This is a genomic window from Neomoorella sulfitireducens (assembly GCF_024733845.1).
Taxonomy (GTDB): Bacteria; Bacillota; DSM-521; order Neomoorellales; family Neomoorellaceae; genus Neomoorella; species Neomoorella sulfitireducens.
Genome location: NZ_JANRHG010000001.1, coordinates 321,982 through 339,352, shown reverse-complemented (window position 1 = coordinate 339,352; position 17,371 = coordinate 321,982). Strand labels below are relative to the sequence as shown.

The following is a 17,371-nucleotide window of genomic DNA, read 5'->3' as shown; positions in this document are numbered from 1 at the left end:
ACACACCTGGAGATTTATATCCTGCAGGGGATTTAGCTTATAGCCATCAATAGAGGTGGTACTACCTCCTCAAAATATTCCTTCACCTTGTTCCAGCTTACCCGGCGCAGGAGCACCGGTTCTTTTTCCCTTTCAGCATCACGAAAATAGGTCAGGCTTTTCAGCACGTGATACAGGTTAAAGCCGGTCCCTGCGAACTTGCGCTTGTAGAATTCCAGGCACCGGGGCAGGCCGGCAATTTCCCGGGTAATAAAATACAGGTCATAAAAGTCCTTCCTGCTGCCCCGCGAGGCGATGGCTTCTATTTTCATTGGGGCAATATCTCCGGGGGAGGCTACCGGGCAACCCCTGAACGTCGCAGGTGGAAAGATGAGGGGATACCGGTAATACAGAAAACTGACTTTAGTTTCCTGGAAAATCCCGTGCAGGGTGCCCCACTTTTCTTCCAGCAATTGAAAATTGCCCAGGTCCTGGAGTCTCTGCTTAAGTATGAAAGTATCCACCGTACCGGGGGAAAAGAAATCCAGGGCTTCCGAAAGGCGATGACCCAGGTGCAGGGCCAGGGCCGTACCGCCGGCCAGGTAAAAATTTTGCAGCAAGCCGGTAGAGCTTAATAATTCCAGTGCCTCCTGTCCCTGCGGTGGGAGGGCGGACGTAAACACCTGAGGTCGTCCTCCTGCAAATGGTAGTAACAGCGCCAGAAATTGCCGGTTTTAGCGGACAATCTAGGGCTCGTCTTGATTACTTCCAGGAGCTCTTCATCCCGGTACTGTTTCATAACCCAACGGATGGCCCTGGTATCCCCATATTCCAGCAACCGCTCGAGGATAAAATATGACTCATTCCGGCTATCCAGGCTGTCAAAAGACACATCCCAAAAATACTTTTTTAGAAAAGCCGGTAACCTCAACGGCTATCTCCTGCCATTTCCCCAGCTTGAGGATAAGCTTTTAGCTCTCCTGCAACTTTTTCACCATGGTAATTATACCATTTTTTACGGGGATGTGAAAGTTTACCAGTAGCTTTTTATCATTTGGGTTCTCCATGTGCGCCCGGCATGGGTGTTAACTTGGTGGTGAAAATCCACTGCAGGCGAGGCAGCACCAGCCTGATAGCCAAAGGCAAGGGTGCCCATCGCGAGGTGGGATCCGGAGGAAGCCGGACGCAAAGCCACGGCCCGATGAACAAGAACTCCATACGAGGCTAAACCGTTCGGATGAGCTGGCAACACAGGGAAATCCCAGGCTGCCAAGGGGTGATAGAGTATATGGGGCGGGCGCAGGGCGGTCGGACAAGGTAGCTTGCGGTTAACAATGATATAGCCTGCGGCAGAACCCGTCAAGGGAAAAGAACCTTGACTGAAACTGCCGCGGGCTATGGAAGATTACCAATGCAAGCTACCTGGTATGGTTAGGGATACTCCTTCACTGCCTAACAAAAAATTATTTAAATGGTCTTGCATTTTTTCATGGTGAGGGAACGGGGGCTAACCGCCCACTCCTACTCAATGGCGTTTTTACGGAACGCTGCCTCAAAAAATATTGTCCAGTTCTACCATCAGCCCGGGTAAAACGTTGGATTGCAGCGGGGTTTTTCCCGAACGGGTATATAAAACAGGTGCCTCTACCCCGGTACCTTCAAGATCGAAGACCTCGATTGCTTGAGCGGCAATGTTAACAAGCCAGAGTTCGCGCACACCGTGACGGGCATAAAGTTTTTTCTTTATCGTCCGGTCACGTTCTCCGGTAGCGGGAGAAAGGATTTCCACCACCAGGTCGGGAGGGCCCTGTATATTAGCATCAGTAACGATATCTTGACGCTCATTTGAAATAAACATTACATCCGGTTGCACTACATCATGGGGCGAGAGCACTACATCCAAGGGGGCAAAAAGGACTTCACCTAATTTGTTTGCGATGACGAAACGACGTAAGACATCAACAATATTGGCAGCTACCCGTTGGTGAAATACGTTCGGTGATGGTACCACGAAAAAATCCCCCTCGATTAATTCCGCCCTTTTGTCCTCCGGTAAAAGGCAATAATCCTCGTAAGTAAACTTAAGATGCGGTCCGGCCAGGGCCATGAAAGTGTCACCTCCCGCAGGTATTATTATAGTATCTCCTTGCAGTTTCCGGAAAAACCGTTGGTGTAACACGCTCTCTTTCAATTTTCCATTTACAATAATTATATCATTTTTACGAGGATGTGAAAGTTTATCGGCGAATAATATCATCGCAGCCAGGACAAGGCGTTTTTTCTTGTCTGGCTTTAGCTTAAATGTTTTAGCAGGAGAATTTGGCCGCCAGCATGTTGAAATTAAGATGCTAAAAGCAAATACAGGATGGTAATCAAGGCCCGGCAGGATTCCGCACTTCCATGTAGAATATGTTAAAGCGTCTAACTTCATGGCAGGACGGGAGGAAGGCAGGATGAAGTTTTTTATTTTAGGCTTATATTTTGTGGTACTTATCATCATCGGCTTTTACAGCTTGAAGAAATCGCGGGATGTCGGCGGGTTTTTTCTGGGCAACCGGACCGTAGGCCCCTGGATATCGGCCTTTGCCTACGGGACGACCTATTTCTCCGCCGTTATTTTTATCGGCTACGCCGGCAAGGTGGGCTGGGGTTTCGGCCTGGCGGCTTTATGGATCGTCATCGGTAACGCTTTTATCGGCAGTTTCCTGGCCTGGAAGGTGCTGGCCCGGCCGACCCGGGAGATGACGGTGCGCTTGAATGCCATGACCATGCCCGAGTTCCTGGCGGCGCGCTATGACAGCCCGGCCCTGCGCACGGTAGGGGCGTTGATAATCTTCATTTTCCTGGTTCCTTATTCTGCCTCGGTGTATATGGGCTTGAGCTATTTTTTTGAGCAGGTCTTCCAGATAGATTTTACCACGGCCCTAATCATCATGGCCGCCTTTACGGCCGTTTACCTGGTCCTGGGCGGCTATATCGCCGTCACCCTGACGGATTTCCTCCAGGGCTTGATCATGATCGGCGGCGTCTTTATCCTTATATATTACATCCTTACCGCACCGCCGGTGGGCGGCCTGGTAAACGGGGCCAGCCGCCTGGCTGCCATCAACCCCGGCCTGGTTTCCCCGGCAGGGCCAAACTGGTTTGCCCTTTTATCCCTGGTACTGCTTACCAGCCTGGGTCCCTGGGGCCTGCCCCAGATGGTGCAGAAATTCTACGCCATCAAGGATGAGCGATCCATCTGGCCGGCGACGGTGGTTTCCACCCTATTTGCCCTGATTATTGCCACCGGCGCCTATTTCACGGGAGCTTTTGGCCGCCTTTTTTTCAACAACCAAATGCCCTTGCTTAACGGCAAACCCAACCCGGACCTGATAATGCCCCAGATTATCAACCAGTACCTGCCGTCCTGGGTGGGCCTGCTCCTGCTCCTGCTGGTGCTGGCGGCCTCTATGTCCACCTTGGCCTCCCTGGTGCTGGTATCAAGTTCGGCCGTGGCCATCGACCTGGTCCAGGGAGCTGCGCCGGGCGTGTCGCGGCGCACGGTAATGGCACTTTTGCGCTTCTTGTGTGTCTTCTTTATCGGACTGTCAGTTTATATCGCCTTAAAGCCCACCATTATCCTGGTCCTCATGTCCCTGTCCTGGGGCACGGTAGCCGGCGCCTTCCTGGCTCCTTACCTTTACGGGCTGTACTGGCCCCGCACCACCAAAGCCGGGGCCTGGGCGGGACTGTTGAGCGGGCTTATCATATCCCTGGGTTTATCTTTTTACTACCACCTTGACGGCAGTATTATCCCTACCATTGGCTCCCTGGCGATGATTGTTCCCCTTGGGGTTGTACCCCTGGTGAGCATGGTTACCCCGGCTTTTTCCCGGGAGCACCTGGCCAGGGTCTTCGGCCCCGGCAGGGTGAGGACAGAAACAACTAAAGGACTGGTGACTGATGATCTGGGATTTGGCAAATGAATGTCGAAGCCGGGCGGATATGGAAGCCCTGCAGCTGGCCCGGTTGCAGGAGACGGTAGCCCGGGTCTACGAGCGGGTTCCCTTTTACCGCCAAGCTATGGAAACAAAAGGTATCCGGCCGTCGGATATCCGCACCCTGGCCGATATCCGCCTGCTGCCCATGACCACCAAGGAGGATTTTCGTCAGAATTACCCCTACGGCCTTTTCGCCGTGCCCCTGAAGGAAGTGGTCCGCCTCCATGCCTCCTCCGGCACGACCGGTAAACCTATTGTCGTGGGCTATACCCGCCGCGACCTGGAAACCTGGACGGAGCTTGTGGCCCGCCTGGCTACCATGGCCGGCGTCACGGCTGAAGATGTCGTCCAGGTTGTCTTCGGCTACGGCCTTTTCACCGGCGGTTTCGGTTTGCACTATGGCCTGGAGCGGGTGGGGGCCACGGTGGTACCGGCGGCATCCGGCAACTCCAGGCGCCAAATCATGTTAATCCGCGACTTTGGCACCACCGTCCTGGTGGGCACGCCCTCCTACGTCCTGCACCTGGCCGAGGTAGCGGGCGAAGAGGGTATAGACCCGCGGGAACTACCCGTGCGCCTGGGGTTATTTGGCGGCGAGGCATCCAGCCGGGAGATGCTCAAAGAGATCGAGCGGCGCTGGGGGATGCTGGCCACGGATAATTACGGCTTGTCGGAAGTCATGGGCCCAGGCGTCTCCGGCGAATGCGAGTACCAGGACGGCCAGCATGTCGCCGAAGACCATTTCCTGGTAGAAATACTGGACCCGGTGACCGGGGAACCCTGTCCCCCGGGGGTCAAGGGCGAGGTTGTCATCACGACTTTGACCAAAGAAGCCCTGCCGGTACTGCGCTACCGCACCCGGGATATCTCTTCCCTGAACTTTGAGCCCTGCCGCTGCGGCCGTACCACGGCGCGCCTGGCCAAGATCACCGGCCGTACCGATGATATGCTCATTATCCGGGGGGTCAACGTCTTTCCCTCCCAGGTTGAGAGCGTCCTGATGGAAATTGAAGGGGTTGCCCCCCACTACCAGCTTATCATCAGCCGGCGCAACTACCTGGATGAGCTGGAAATCCAGGTGGAAGTAGACCCTGAGTTTTTCAGCGACCGCTACCGGGAGCTGGAGGAACTGGAAGAAAAGGTGGCCGACCGCCTGCACACGGTGCTGCAGTTAAAGGCGCGGGTGCGCCTGGTAGAGCCTCATAGCATCCCCCGCAGCGAGGGCAAGGCCCGGCGGGTGATCGACCTGCGGTCGCAATAAAAAATATGGCTACAAAACCCGTGCAAGCGGGTTTTATTTTATCCCGGTGCGCCGGTGGTTTATATAAAGAACCGGGTAGTGACTTATAGCGGTTATTAAGTTAAAATAAAGGTATTGTGGCCCATATTACTTACCATGGGCTTGCTGTGGGAGAGGTGAAACTGTGCGGGAACTGTTAATCGGCAATCATGCCCTGGCCAGGGGCGCCTGGGAAGCGGGCCTGCGGGTGGCCGCGGCCTACCCGGGCACGCCCAGTACAGAAATAATCGAGGCCCTGGCCGGGTATCCGGAAGTATATGCAGAGTGGTCCCCAAATGAGAAGGTGGCCCTTGAAGTGGCTATTGGCGCGGCCATCGGCGGTGCCAGGGCCCTGGCGGCAATGAAACATGTGGGCGTTAACGTCGCCGCCGATCCCCTGATGACCCTGGCCTACACCGGCGTCAATGCCGGCCTGGTGCTGGTGTCGGCCGATGATCCCGGCCTTTTTAGTTCCCAGAACGAGCAGGACAACCGCTTTTACGCCCGGATGGCCCAGATACCCTGCCTGGAACCGGCCGACAGCCAGGAGGTCAAGGATATGACCATGCTGGCTTTTGATTTAAGCGAGGAATTTGATACACCGGTAATTCTGCGCCTGACGACGCGCATAGCCCATTCGTACAGCCTAGTTGAGCTTGGCGAGCGCCGGGAAGTGCCGCTTAAAAGCTATGTCAAACAGCCGGCCAAATACGTCATGCTGCCCGCCTTCGGCAAAGCCCGCCACCTGGTGGTGGAAGAGCGGCGGCGTAAACTCATGGACTATGCGGAAAGTACCCCTTTAAACCGGGTGGAATGGGCCGGCCGGCGTGTGGGGGTTATTACCGGCGGTATTGCCTACCAGTACGTAAAAGAAGCCCTGCCCGGGGTTTCGGTGCTGAAGCTGGGGTTGACTTATCCTTTGCCGGAGAAGTTGATCCGCGATTTTGTTAACGCGGTTGAAACCTGTTATATAGTAGAAGAATTGGAACCTTTCCTGGAAGATCAAATCCGCGCCCTGGGCCTTAAAGTAACCGGCAAGGAACTGGTACCGCGGGTGGATGAGTTAAGCAGCGCCATCGTCGCCCGCACGGTAGGCGCGCAGGTCGCCGCCGCGGCCCCGGAGCTGGTTGCCCGGGAATTTTTACCTGCGCCCGGCACCGGCGCCATTGGCTTAACAGGGGCGCCGGCAGCGGCCGGAAAGGGAGCGGGCCCTGCAGTACCTGAGGTCACCACAGCTGTGCAGGCCCGTAATCTCCCCGGACGGCCGCCCCTCATGTGCCCCGGATGCCCCCACCGCGGCATCTTTTACGTACTGAAGAAACTCGGGCTGGTAGTGGCCGGGGACATCGGTTGCTACACCCTGGGGGCCACTCCACCCCTGCAGGCCATGGATACCTGTATCTGCATGGGCGCCAGCCTGGGGGTGGCCATGGGCATGGAAAAAGCGCGTGGCACAGACTTTGCCCGCCGGGTGGTGGGCGTTATCGGTGATTCTACCTTCCTCCACTCGGGTATTACCGGCCTCCTGGACATGGTCTACAATGGAAGCACCGGAACCCTGATAATCCTGGACAACGGCACCACGGCCATGACAGGACACCAGCACCATCCCGGTACAGGTTACACTGCTGCCCGCCGGCCGGCACCTAAAGCCAACCTGGAACAAATCGCCAGGGCCCTGGGGGTGCAGCGGGTACAGGTAGTCGACAGCTACGACCTGGAGGCGGTAGAGAGAGTTATACGGGAGGAAACAGGAGCTCCGGAGCCCTCGGTAATTATCGCCCGCCGTCCCTGCGCCCTCCTGAAGAAAGAAAAAGAAGCTGCATATACCGTCGACCCGGATAACTGCCTGGGCTGCCGTTACTGCCTGGAACTGGGCTGCCCGGCCCTGTCTTTTAATGGTGGGCAGGCGGTCATTGATTCTATCCAGTGTACCGGATGCGGGCTGTGTAGCCAGGTTTGCCCGGCAGAAGCTATCAGGAAAGCGGGTGAAAAAGATGAATAACGGCGTTATTAACGTCCTGCTGGTTGGCGTCGGCGGCCAGGGGACCATCCTGGCCGGCCGCGTCCTATCGCGGGCGGCTACCTCCCTGGGGGGCGAGGTCAAGGTTTCCGACATCCACGGCATGGCCCAGAGGGGCGGCAGCGTGGTGACCCAGGTACGCTTTGGTCCCCGGGTATGTTCACCCGTGATGGCTCCCGGTACAGCCGACTTCCTGGTCGCCTTTGAAAAGCTGGAGGCCCGGCGCTGGCTCCATTACCTGAAGGACGGGGGGCAGATTATCGTGAATAATCAAGAGCTCCCCCCCCTGCCTGTCCTTACCGGGGCAGCGATTTACCCGGAAAACCTGGTAGCTGAAATGGAAACACTGGTGCAGAATTTGCTGGTCATCGACGCCCTGGACCTTGCCCGCCGGGCCGGTAACGTCAAAGCCGTCAATATGGTCCTCATGGGAGCCCTGGCGCGACGGTTGCCTATCAGCCGGGAGGCCTGGGAAGAAGCCCTGGCGGGATCCGTACCGGAAAGGTTTATAGAAGTAAACAAAAAAGCCTTCTACCTGGGGTGGGAGGAAGGATTATAGAGCCTGGAACTTACCAGGCTTTTTTGTTATCCCTTTTCCCATTGCGTCTAACAACTGCAAAACTGCCCGGCCTATCCGGGCGCGCCTGTTACCGGCCCTAGCGTGGGGCAGTTCCAGATGCCTGCCGGCGGCCGGTATAATCTTTTTCCTGCGGGCCGGATATGATATGATGGGGACGGGCAAAAAGAAAATCAATATTGAGGATCTTCCGTGTATTAAAGATTATGGGGGGTTGTGTACATAAATGAACATGCCGGATTTGATCCGCCGCAAAAGGGACGGCGAGGCCCTGGAGCCGGCGGAAATTGAATTATTGATTCGCGACTATACCACCGGGGCGATTCCCGATTACCAGATGGCCGCCTTTCTCATGGCCGTCTACTTTCGGGGTATGACCCGGGAGGAAACCGCCGCCTTGACCCGCGCCATGGTAGCCTCCGGCGAGCAGATGGACTGGAGCGCCGTTCCCGGCGTTAAGGTCGACAAGCACAGCACCGGCGGCGTGGCCGACACTACTACCCTGGTCCTCGCGCCCCTGGTGGCGGCCGCCGGGGTGCCGGTAGTTAAGATGGCCGGTCGCGGCCTGGGGCATACCGGCGGCACCATTGACAAGCTGGAATCTATCCCCGGCTTCCGGGTGCAGCTTTCAAGGGAGGAAATGGTCCGGCAGGTGAAGGAAATCGGGCTGGCCATCACCGCCCAGACGGGAGAGCTGGCCCCTGCCGACGGCAAGCTCTACGCCCTGCGGGATGTAACGGCGACGGTGGAAAGCATCCCCCTCATTGCTGGCAGCGTCATGAGCAAGAAGATCGCCGCCGGGGCCGACGCCATAGTTCTCGATGTTAAGGTTGGCAGCGGCGCCTTTATGCCCGACCTGGCATCGGCCCGGGAACTGGCGCAGGTCATGGTAGCCCTGGGCCAGGAGATAGGCCGGCGTACGGTGGCGGTTATTACTAATATGGACGAACCCTTAGGGATGATGGTGGGCAACGCCCTGGAAGTAAAGGAAGCCATCGCCGTCTTACGCGGCGGCGGGCCGCAAGAACTGCGGGAGATCTGTCTCACCCTGGGCAGCCAGATGCTATTGCTGGCCGGGGCTGCCGGGAGTGATGGAGAGGCACGCCGGCGCCTTGAGGGTCTCATGGACGGCGGCGGGGCGCTGGCCAAATTCCGGCAGTTTATCGGTGCCCAGGGCGGCGACCCTGAAGTGACGGACAGGCCGGAACTCCTGCCTGCAGCCAGGGAACAGATAACTGTAACCTCCCCTGCCGGCGGTTACATCAGTGCCGTCCAGGCGCGCCTGGTAGGCGAGGCGGCCATGCTCCTGGGTGCCGGGCGGGTTACCAAGGAAAGCGTCATTGACCCGGCAGCAGGTATTGAACTTAAAAAGCGCCGGGGAGATTATGTTAACGCCGGCGAACCCCTGGCCGTCTTCCACGTCAACGACCGCACCAACCTGGAGGCGGCCCGGGATAGATTCCTGTCGGCTTATACCCTGGCACCAGAGCGGCCATCTAATGGACAATTGGTTTATGAAATAATAAGCTGAGGTTTACCTATATTTCCCCACCTGATAAGACTAATCTTTATCTAGTTGTTACAAAAGGATAATCAGGGCGATGTTCAAGCCCCTAGACCATGTCCATAAATAAGGCAGAAGTACCAGGTTATACAATGAAATAAACTTTATTGGCAGTTAGAAGAAGTTTCAAGAACTATCGAACCTGGATGCTCTAAATGTGCTTCCGTGTTTTCTAAACTAGAAGAAAGTTTTTCACTGAAGAAGGAAAATCCATTTGAATATCGAATATATAATATAGAATACATGATGACAATGGTTTTTTAAAAAAAATTTCAAAGGTGAGCAGGAAATTTAATTGTAATGTCAAATAGATTATATATAATATATCAAATACGATAAGAGAGGCTTTGCAAATGGATTTTAATAATACAGGATACACCTTGACTAAAGCAGAATATGTTTACTTTACTATAAAAGAAGCGATTTTATCTGGAGAATTAGAGCCGAATTCGAAATTAGTTATAAGAAATATAGCGGAAAATTTAAAGGTCAGCGATATTCCCGTACGCGAGGCTTTACGTAGGCTGGAAACTGAACGACTGGTAAAGATAATACCTCATACCGGAGTAGTAGTAAGTGATATATCCGTAAGGGAAATTGAAGAGGGTCTTATCGTCAGAAATGAATTAGAACCTTTGGCGTTTAAACTAGCTATAAAAAATATTACTGATGATGATATTACGTTATTAAAAGAACTTGTTAACAAAATGACTGAATGTGCCCATAAAGATGATTTTCAATTATATGGGCGTCTAAACAAAGAATTTCACATGACGATTTATAAAAAATCGCAGAATGAAACCTTGTGCCGGATTATTGCCGAATTATGGAACCAAACTGAAAGACTAAGAGCCATTTTCCGTTTGGCACCGTTTAGAATGATGCAATCTAATAAAGAACATGAGCTTATGGTAGAAGCACTAGAAAAAGGGGACGAAGTTGAAGCTGAGCGTCTTATCAAGGAACAGCGCCTGCAATCATCATTTAGATACCTGAGTTATCTAAAAAATTATCATAAATAATTAGTGTATTGCAAGGCATTATAGAAAAAGATAATGTATGCGGAAGGGGTGATATAAGAGAACAATAAGGATAAAATTTAGAAATAATTGGTCGGGGAGGGATTATTATTTAAGATAATATCTACAAAAAATATAATATGTAGATAAATGTAAATGAATATTAAATTTAGGAGGAGTTTAATTAAATGAAGAACATAAACAATCTTTATCATTGCAACCCCGGAGAGGTAGCTGAATGGCTGAAAAAGACCGATCTTATCCTTCTTCCTTTGGGAAGCATAGAGCAGCATGGACCCTATGTTCCAATTTCCATGGATTGCCTTTCTACCGAACTGGTTACAGATCGAGTTGCTAAAGCTTGCGATGTTCCCTATTTCCCTCAGATTTATATTGGATATACTCCTTACCATATGTGGCCTGCAGGTACACCCAAAGGTTCGGCAACATTGCGCTATACAACTTATATAAATATGTGTTATGACATTATGCGCAGCCTAATTCATAACGGTTGGAATAAAGTAGTGATATTGACCGGACATACCGGTAACTTATGGCCTCTTGATGTAGCTATGCGCCGGGTTAGGATGGAAACGGGCGCTTTTGTGGCAACCCTTCGGGTTGAATCCGAGATATTTGCTTTAATTAAAGAGCTTAACCAAATTTTTGATGATCCACCTGAGAAATTCCCCTGGAAGCATGCTGCCGAAGCTGAAACCTCATGCGCCTTGCTATATGATGAAGAACTTGTTGATAAGTCCAAGTACGTAGAAGGTATTCCCCACAATCCCGAGTGGCTACCGGATTGCTTCTCTATGGGCGACGGCATACCTTCCCAGATGCATTTCCGCCATTATTCAAAGTTAAATCATGGTTCATTAATCAGGTCGCCTTTCAACTTCTATGAGTTTACTGAACCTGGACCTGGCCACGCAGGCAGTCCTTTTAATGCTTCAGTAGAGAAAGGCGAAAAATTGTATGGCAAACTGATTGAAATCTTTGTAGATATGGTTAATGAAATTAAAAAGATGAAAATTGAACCCTTTAACCGTGACTGGTCACAAGGCATGGTTTCCTGGGAGTAAATAGCTCGTAGTCAAATAATTATTATATGAGGGCCCTTCCGAAAAAACGGGAGGGCCCAATAAAAGTATCATATTAAAACCGGGATTAAGCGTATAAAATTGTTGGAGCAAGGAGGAGGGCATTAATGCTTAAGGATAAACTGCTGGCGGCTTATGATAAAGAATACCCTATTATGCTACTTAAAGAATTAATTGCTATACCTTCAGAGACACCTCCGGGTGAAATAGTTGCGATTATAAAAAGAATTGAAACAGAAATGCGTGAACTAGGGTTTAAAACGGAGATCGTAGCCAAACGACCTGAAAAGCCGAATGTAATTGCCACCCTCAACCCTGATTCACCAGGGCCGACAGTTGTTTTGTATGCTCATGCAGACTGCGCGAGTATTGGGGAAGAAAATAAGAACTTGTGGACTATGGACCCTTATGGAGGAGAGATTAAAGACGGAAAAATTTTTGGAAATGGAGCTGCTGATGCTAAAAGTGGTATTGCCCAGTTAATTGGTGCTTGTAAAACAATTATTGATTCCAAAATACCATTAAAAGGCAAAATTATTTTTATAGCCTCGGCAGATGGAGAAAAGGGTGATCTAGAAGGTGCTAAATGGATGTATGAAAATGGTTTGCTTCCAAAAGCTGATTTTGGGATTAATGCAGATGCCTCTAATTTAAGAATACAGCATATATTTCGCGGAAGAGCCTTTTATACTCTAACCGTAGAAGGGAAAGTGGCACATTCCAACACTCCACAATTAGGAATCAACGCCATTTCCAAGATGGCGAAAGTTATTAAAGCTATTGATGATGCGCGCTTATCTTTTAAACCCCACCCAATTATTCCTGACAGCACTAAAACCTTTACAACTATTCAGGGTGGTACAAAGCCCAATTCTATGCCTGCTCGATGCCAAGCTACGCTTGATGTTCGACTTGTACCGGGGCAAACCATCGCAGGCGTAACTGCTGAACTTGAGGCTATTCTTGATAAGCTACGGGATGAAGATCCAGAACTAAAAGTAAAACTGGAATTAATGGAGTTTGGGGCTCGTGAAGTTATTGAGTTTCCATCGGATTGCAGGATTGTGAAGGAAGCCAACAGAGCTTTTGAAGAAATTACCGGACAAAAGGCTGATAATGGAGCAGGACCTGGCTCGGCAGGATGTATAATGTACTTTGCCAACCTGGGGATCCCGTCGATTTTCTTTGGCCCGGCACGGCTAGAGACTGCCCATCAACCAGACGAATTTTGTAGTATTGAAAACCTTGATATAGCTACGAAGGTTACTGCATTAACAGTAGCACGCATTGTAGCTGAAGGAGAATAAAGTTGCCTTTAAGTTCTTGCTTTTACTAATGGATTTACAAACACAGTTATAACATGGCCTGTCTATTAATACTATATTCCTAAAGGTTGTTGACCTGAAAGGAGAAATAAATTTGGAATACAAAAGTAGTTTTTATAACTTTTTACCTGAAATAATGGGCGAAAGAATGCTTCGGCCGGATTTTGCACCCAAAATTTATGATACGACTCTGCGTGATGGAGAACAAACTGTAAATGTAAATTTTGATACGAATCAAAAAGTAGAGATAGCCTTGCTTTTAGATGAAGTTGGTGTAGGGCGAATCGAGGCTGGGCTACCGGTAGTGTCGAGGGAGGATCGCAAAGCTGTTGAAATAATTGCCTCACTAAATCTTAAAGCTGAAGTGTGGGGTTTTTCTCGTTGTGTTCCTTCCGATGTTGTTGTGAATGCTGAATTAGGAGTTAAAGCAATTGTGTGTGAAATCGCTACAAGCGAAGAAAAGCTAAAGGCTTTTGGGTTTTCTGAAGAAAGCGTACTTGATAAGGCAATTGAAAGCTTGCTAATAGCAAAAGAGAAAGGTCTTTATACAGCTTTTTTTGCTGTGGATGCTACCAGAACAAGAATGGAGTTTTTGAAAAAGATTTATCAAACTGCAGTATCTTTGGGCAAAGCAGACGAAATTGTAATTCCTGACACCCTCGGCCTTTCAAGTCCTGAAACAATCTTCTATATAGTGCAAAAGGTACAAGAATGGGTACCGGTACCAGTACATGTACATTGCCATAATGATTTTGGATTGGCAACTGCTTGTAGTTTGGCGGGATTAAAAGCAGGTGCGAGATGGGTACATGTTTCTGTAAACGGACTCGGTGAGCGAAGTGGAAATTGTGATTTAGCCGAAATAGCAATGGCAGCAAAATTTATTTATGGTATCGATCTAGGAATTAATTTACAAGCATTAAAGCGTTTGTCCAAATTGGTAGAAAGGTTTAGTGGCGTACCTGTTTCACCACAGAAACCGGTTGTAGGGGACGCAATTTTTAAGCGGGACAGCGGCATTGTGGTCACGCAATTGAAGAAATACCCGCCGGCTGTTGAACCCTATCCTCCCGAAATTGTGGGTCAAGTAAGAGATGTGGTGTTAAGCAAAAAGAGCGGTGCTCATTCAGTAGAATTCGTTCTTGAAAGATTGGGTCTGGACGCCACCCCAGAGGAGATAAATCGTATGGTTGCTTTGGTAAAAGAAACGGCTTTGACGAAAAAAAGGAGTTTAACTGATGAAGAATTTATGAATATCTATAAATCTGTTTCACAAGCTGCTGGTTAATAATTTATGAAGGGGGTGGGAGACTATGAGGCGTGGAAAAATTTCTTTATATAGTGGACTTATAGCTTTGTCAATTTATTATGGAAGAGAAGCATTATCTCTTGGCCTCTGGGTAGGATTTGGACCAGGACCGGGATTGATGCCATTATTGCTGAGTATCATTATGTTTATCCTCGCTTGTTTTTTGCTACTGTCGCCTGATGGGTTGAAAAATACAGAGACTGATTCTTTTATATTGGCCGATGGCAAAAGGCGTTTGATAATGGTGGTATTGTTCCTAATCATTTCCACTTATTTAATGGATATTATAGGATTTATATTATCCACTATGATTTTGACTTATACTATCTTACAAATGGTGGAAAAATGGGGAATGAAGCGGAGCGCGATAGTTGCAATTATTTTACCTGTTACATTCTGGTTTCTTTTTGCAGTAGCCTTTAAAATGCAGTTGCCGGAGGGCATCTGGTTTTAATTATAATCTGACGGAGGGAAAGAGGAGAAGCGACAAATGGATATATTACTAAATTTAGCAATGGGCTTCCAACAGGTTCTTACCCCAATATATTTACTATTCGTTTTACTTGGAGTCGGTTTTGGCTTGATCGTTGGTGCATTACCCGGGTTGGGGCCCACAGCGGCAATTGCAATATTGTTACCACTTACTTACAAAAGTGATCCTGTGTTATCAATGGTAATGCTGACCGGAATTTATTACGGAGCTATGTTCGGTGGGTCATACACGAGCATTCTGTTGAACATTCCGGGAGAAAGTTCAGCCGTAATGACGGCGCTTGAGGGATACCAGCTGGCGCTTCAAGGTCAAGCCTCCAAGGCGATCCAGATGGCCAATATGTCATCTTTTTTAGGAGGAACAATAAGTGTTTTCGGGCTTACAGTGGCTGCTCCATTACTTAGCAAAGCAGCGCTTGCTTTTGGGCCTCCGGAATATTTTATCCTAATGATGTTGGGACTCTCTGCTATAGCCTTTGTGGGTACGGGTTCGCCTGTTAAGGCACTTATTGCAGGTTGCTTCGGTTTAATGTTAGGTACAATAGGTAGTGAACCGATAACAGGCGCACAACGCTATACCTTTGGTAGCTATAATTTAGGTGATGGCATTCCTTTTGCTGCAGTAGCGATGGGTATTTTTGCTATAGCCGAGGTTCTGATAAATATAGAAAAAGGTTTGAAACCTTTTAGCGGAAAAACTGAAAAGAAAATGCGTATCCAGTGGCCTACAAAAGAAGAGTTAAAAATTTCGATGTCCCCTGCTTTCCAAGGGACTGGTATTGGATTTGTTTTGGGTGCCCTACCCGGTGTAGGTCCTACTATTGCTTCATTTCTTAGTTACAGTCTTGCAAAGCTACAATCGAAAAGACCGGAAAAATGGGGTAAAGGGGCTATTGAAGGGATAGCTGCAGTTGAAACAGCAAATAATGCTGCAGTAGGAGGAGCTATGGTACCTTTGTTATCGCTAGGTATTCCGGGTTCTTCTGCTACAGCAGTTCTCCTGGGTGGTCTTCTAATGCACGGATTACGACCGGGCCCCCTGTTATTTTCCGAACATCCAGAAATACCCTGGGGTGTAATAGCCAGTATGTATATTGGAAATATAATTGCGATTATAATGGGGATAACACTTTCCGTTTATTTTATCCGTCTGTTAAAATTACCGCCCGCAGTTCTTAATGTAATTATTTTTCTCGTCACAATTATTGGTGCGTATTCAATTAATAATAATGTATTTGATATCTGGGTGCTATTGGTATTTGGTGTAGTTGGTTATTTCTTTAAAAAAGTCGGCATCCCGGAGGCACCTGTAGTATTAGGACTTGTATTGGGTCCTCTGGTTGAAACGACCTTTGGACAATCTTTAATTATGTCTCATGGAAGTTTGTCTATATTTGTACAACGGCCTGTAAGCCTAGTACTCCTGATTATTCTTATAATTATTTACCTATGGCCTTTAATCAGGTTCAGTTTTAACAGGTTGAAATACAGTAACAATCAATAAAAAAGACAAACGCACCAGAGCAGACATTGATAAATTAACAAGGGGGTGTATTAATGTAAGAGCATAAAGCGTAAGAAAATATAGTCAAGAATTTTGTTTTGTACAATAAGGGGAGTTCAAACCGTAAGACTGCAGAAAGTAATAAGACAAGGAGGGTTAGCTATGAAAAGAATTTTTTACTCAGGGTTTAGCATTATATTGATGGTAGCCTTCATTGGCCTCGTAGTAACGGGTTGCGGCACAAAGGGCAAGGAAGCCAATCAGGTGCAAGGAGGATCCACTACTAAACAACAGGAACAACCGCAATTAAAGTATCCTGAGAAAACAGTTGAGTTTGTCGTTCATACCAACCCGGGTGACGGGGCGGACATTTATGCTCGCACAATTGCCGAAGCTATTAATAGCGAAAAGCTAATGCCCCAACCCATGATGGTTTTGAACAAACCAGGCGGTAGCGGAGCTAATATGTATAACTTTGTAATGCAAAGAGCCGGTGATCCCTATATATTGATGACAGCCCAGGCAAATTTATTAACAAGCCCTATAAAGAACAATTTACCTTTAAGTTATAAAGATTTTACTCCTGTAGCAAGGATGGCCATCGACCCCCTGGTTGTAGCTGTTAAAGCTGATTCTAAATATAAAACAATGAAAGACTTGATAGATGCCGCGAAGGTTGCACCAAAAGCTGTAACTCAAGCAGGAGGTCTTGCGGGAGCCACTGAATATTTCTTGAGTTATATCATTGAACAAAAAACTGGAGTGGTATTTAATCTCCTGCCACATAGAGGTGGGGGCGCTGAGGCTGTAATAACGCTTTTAGGTGGAAATGCTGATTTCGTAATTATGAATCCTAGTGAGATTGTTGGACAGGTAGAGGCTGGAAAGTTGCGTGTTATTGCAGTAGCTACAGAGGAAAGGTTGCCTTCTTTTCCTGATGTCCCTACATTAAAAGAGCAGGGTATCGATGCTACTTTCGGTCTATTCCGAGGAGTAGCAATGCCCAAAGATGTTTCACCTGAAATAGTAGCTTATTTGGAGAAAGTTTTGAAACAAGTAACGGATACCAATAAATGGAAGGAATATCTCAAGAATAATGGGCTTATAAGTGCTTATCTACCCGCTAAAGATTTTAAAGCTTATTTGGATGAACAAGCGCCTATTTATGAACAGGTTCTAAAGACATACGAAACCAGGTTAGCAAATTAGGATAA

Annotated in this window: 15 protein-coding genes; 12 read left to right on the top strand and 3 right to left on the bottom strand. The window is 48.9% G+C overall.

Annotated elements, in window-relative coordinates:
• Positions 1–32 precede the first annotated feature (32 nt).
• The 3 genes from NWF31_RS01570 to NWF31_RS01565 all read right to left on the bottom strand — a co-directional run bounded on the left by NWF31_RS01570 (position 33) and on the right by NWF31_RS01565 (position 2,086).
• The gene (locus NWF31_RS01570) at positions 33–662 is read right to left on the bottom strand and encodes a nucleotidyl transferase AbiEii/AbiGii toxin family protein (protein ID WP_258358744.1); all 630 of its coding nucleotides are present in this window, start codon (positions 660–662) and stop codon (positions 33–35) included.
• On the bottom strand, positions 611–910 hold the full coding sequence (locus tag NWF31_RS14870; RefSeq protein ID WP_422880225.1) for a DUF6922 domain-containing protein: 300 nt from the start codon (positions 908–910) through the stop codon (positions 611–613). The genes NWF31_RS01570 and NWF31_RS14870 overlap by 52 nt, the downstream gene beginning before the upstream one ends.
• A gap of 621 nt (positions 911–1,531) precedes the next feature.
• Entirely contained in the window at positions 1,532–2,086 is a 555-nt protein-coding gene (locus NWF31_RS01565) for a Uma2 family endonuclease (protein WP_258358743.1), read from the bottom strand.
• Between the two features lie 346 nt (positions 2,087–2,432).
• Between NWF31_RS01565 and NWF31_RS01560 the strand changes: the two genes are divergently transcribed.
• From NWF31_RS01560 to NWF31_RS01505, 12 genes are all read left to right on the top strand, one after another.
• Positions 2,433–3,947, top strand: coding sequence for a sodium:solute symporter family transporter (locus tag NWF31_RS01560; protein ID WP_258358742.1), 1,515 nt, complete (start codon positions 2,433–2,435; stop codon positions 3,945–3,947).
• The gene (locus NWF31_RS01555) at positions 3,925–5,223 is read left to right on the top strand and encodes a phenylacetate--CoA ligase family protein (protein WP_258358741.1); all 1,299 of its coding nucleotides are present in this window, start codon (positions 3,925–3,927) and stop codon (positions 5,221–5,223) included. The genes NWF31_RS01560 and NWF31_RS01555 overlap by 23 nt, the downstream gene beginning before the upstream one ends.
• Positions 5,224–5,386: 163 nt before the next feature.
• A complete protein-coding gene (locus NWF31_RS01550; RefSeq protein WP_258358740.1) occupies positions 5,387–7,246 on the top strand; it encodes a thiamine pyrophosphate-dependent enzyme in 1,860 nt (619 codons plus the stop codon).
• On the top strand, positions 7,239–7,823 hold the full coding sequence (locus tag NWF31_RS01545; protein WP_258358739.1) for an indolepyruvate oxidoreductase subunit beta: 585 nt from the start codon (positions 7,239–7,241) through the stop codon (positions 7,821–7,823). The genes NWF31_RS01550 and NWF31_RS01545 overlap by 8 nt, the downstream gene beginning before the upstream one ends.
• A gap of 244 nt (positions 7,824–8,067) precedes the next feature.
• Positions 8,068–9,372 carry a pyrimidine-nucleoside phosphorylase gene (locus NWF31_RS01540; RefSeq protein ID WP_258358738.1) on the top strand — a complete coding sequence of 435 codons (1,305 nt, stop codon included), beginning with the start codon at positions 8,068–8,070 and terminating at the stop codon, positions 9,370–9,372.
• 386 nt (positions 9,373–9,758) lie between these two features.
• A complete protein-coding gene (locus NWF31_RS01535) occupies positions 9,759–10,427 on the top strand; it encodes a GntR family transcriptional regulator (RefSeq protein ID WP_258358737.1) in 669 nt (222 codons plus the stop codon).
• Positions 10,428–10,612: 185 nt separating this feature from the next.
• Positions 10,613–11,509 carry a creatininase family protein gene (locus NWF31_RS01530; RefSeq protein ID WP_258358736.1) on the top strand — a complete coding sequence of 299 codons (897 nt, stop codon included), beginning with the start codon at positions 10,613–10,615 and terminating at the stop codon, positions 11,507–11,509.
• A 125-nt stretch (positions 11,510–11,634) separates the two neighbouring features.
• On the top strand, positions 11,635–12,834 hold the full coding sequence (locus NWF31_RS01525; RefSeq protein WP_258358735.1) for a M20 family metallopeptidase: 1,200 nt from the start codon (positions 11,635–11,637) through the stop codon (positions 12,832–12,834).
• 112 nt (positions 12,835–12,946) lie between these two features.
• Entirely contained in the window at positions 12,947–14,140 is a 1,194-nt protein-coding gene (locus tag NWF31_RS01520; RefSeq protein ID WP_258358734.1) for a homocitrate synthase/isopropylmalate synthase family protein, read from the top strand.
• Between the two features lie 25 nt (positions 14,141–14,165).
• Positions 14,166–14,615, top strand: a complete 450-nt coding sequence (locus NWF31_RS01515; RefSeq protein ID WP_258358733.1) for a tripartite tricarboxylate transporter TctB family protein — start codon at positions 14,166–14,168, stop codon at positions 14,613–14,615.
• A gap of 36 nt (positions 14,616–14,651) precedes the next feature.
• Entirely contained in the window at positions 14,652–16,157 is a 1,506-nt protein-coding gene (locus NWF31_RS01510) for a tripartite tricarboxylate transporter permease (protein ID WP_258358732.1), read from the top strand.
• A 162-nt stretch (positions 16,158–16,319) separates the two neighbouring features.
• Positions 16,320–17,366, top strand: a complete 1,047-nt coding sequence (locus NWF31_RS01505; protein WP_258358731.1) for a tripartite tricarboxylate transporter substrate binding protein — start codon at positions 16,320–16,322, stop codon at positions 17,364–17,366.
• Positions 17,367–17,371: the final 5 nt, after the last annotated feature.

Bases quoted from the DNA above. Each gene is read 5' to 3' on its own strand.
- NWF31_RS01565 (WP_258358743.1), bottom strand. From the start codon at position 2,086: ATGGCCCTGGCCGGACCGCATCTTAAGTTTACTTACGAGGATTATTGC.
- NWF31_RS01560 (WP_258358742.1), top strand. From the start codon at position 2,433: ATGAAGTTTTTTATTTTAGGCTTATATTTTGTGGTACTTATCATCATC.
- NWF31_RS01555 (WP_258358741.1), top strand. From the start codon at position 3,925: ATGATCTGGGATTTGGCAAATGAATGTCGAAGCCGGGCGGATATGGAA.
- NWF31_RS01545 (WP_258358739.1), top strand. From the start codon at position 7,239: ATGAATAACGGCGTTATTAACGTCCTGCTGGTTGGCGTCGGCGGCCAG.
- NWF31_RS01540 (WP_258358738.1), top strand. From the start codon at position 8,068: ATGAACATGCCGGATTTGATCCGCCGCAAAAGGGACGGCGAGGCCCTG.
- NWF31_RS01535 (WP_258358737.1), top strand. From the start codon at position 9,759: ATGGATTTTAATAATACAGGATACACCTTGACTAAAGCAGAATATGTT.
- NWF31_RS01530 (WP_258358736.1), top strand. From the start codon at position 10,613: ATGAAGAACATAAACAATCTTTATCATTGCAACCCCGGAGAGGTAGCT.
- NWF31_RS01525 (WP_258358735.1), top strand. From the start codon at position 11,635: ATGCTTAAGGATAAACTGCTGGCGGCTTATGATAAAGAATACCCTATT.
- NWF31_RS01515 (WP_258358733.1), top strand. From the start codon at position 14,166: ATGAGGCGTGGAAAAATTTCTTTATATAGTGGACTTATAGCTTTGTCA.
- NWF31_RS01510 (WP_258358732.1), top strand. From the start codon at position 14,652: ATGGATATATTACTAAATTTAGCAATGGGCTTCCAACAGGTTCTTACC.
- NWF31_RS01505 (WP_258358731.1), top strand. From the start codon at position 16,320: ATGAAAAGAATTTTTTACTCAGGGTTTAGCATTATATTGATGGTAGCC.